This window comes from Bacillus sp. LR--39 (assembly GCF_053613335.1).
In genome coordinates, this window is the sequence record NZ_JBSIOT010000370.1 from 1 (window position 1) to 1,026 (window position 1,026).

At 52.4% G+C, this 1,026-nt stretch carries 1 protein-coding gene; it reads left to right on the forward strand.

Going from position 1 to position 1,026, the window contains the following annotated elements; translation table 11 throughout:
- Nucleotides 1-1,026: NAD(P)-dependent oxidoreductase (locus tag ACWHAR_RS23330; RefSeq protein ID WP_452087982.1), on the forward strand; the 1,026-nt coding region annotated here is incomplete at both ends.

Below are 1,026 nucleotides of genomic sequence, written 5' to 3' on the forward strand. Positions count from 1 at the left end.
GAAATCCCTTCAGCACCCGGAAACCTTGGAAAGGTGACAACGGCGATCGGCCTTGCCGGCGGTGATATCGGAGAGATTGAAACGATCAAGGTAGGGCCGAATTATACGATGCGGAACATTACGGTTCAAGTTGAGCATGAAGAACAGCTCACCGAGATTCTTGAAGTGATCCGCAACTTAAAAGAAGGCATCCATCTTCATACCGTTTCAGATGACGTGCTGGCTGCACATGAAGGCGGCAAAATCCGCATGAAAAGCAAGATGCCGATTCGCTCGCTTGCTGATCTGCGTCGGGTGTATACGCCGGGTGTCGCGAACGTGTGCGAGCTCATTAAAGAAGAGCCGCAAAAAGCGAATATTTATACCGGAATCGGCAATTCGGTTGCAATTGTAACGGACGGCACGGCCATCCTTGGCTTGGGAGACATAGGGCCAGTTGCTGGAATGCCTGTTATGGAAGGGAAAGCCGCTCTTTTCGACCAGCTTGCGGATATCAGCGGGGTTCCGATTCTGCTCGACACGAATGATCCTGATGAAATCGTAAGGACGGTTAAAAACATCGCGCCCGGCTTTAGCGGCATTTTGCTTGAAGACATCGGTTCACCGCATTGTTTTGAAATTGAAGAGCGCCTGAAAAACGACCTGAATATTCCGGTCATGCATGACGACCAGCACGGTACGGCGGTTGTGACGCTGGCGGCCGCCATTTCAGCAGCCAAGAGTGCAGGGGTGGATCTGAAGCAGGCCCATGTCGGCCAAATCGGCCTGGGCGCGGCGGGTGTCGCGATCTGCAGGATGTTTATGGCATATGGAGTAAAACGTGTTGTCGGAACGGATAAATCGCTTGAGGCGATGGCGCGTTTAGAGAACTATGGCGGCCATGCGGCTGAAAGCATCGAAGAATTGATGGAAAGCTGCGATATCGTCGTTGCGACAACCGGTGTTCCGGGATTGATCAATAAGAAATGGGTTCGGGAAGGCCAGGTGATTTTGGCTCTGTCCAATCCGAAGCCGGAGATTGAGCCT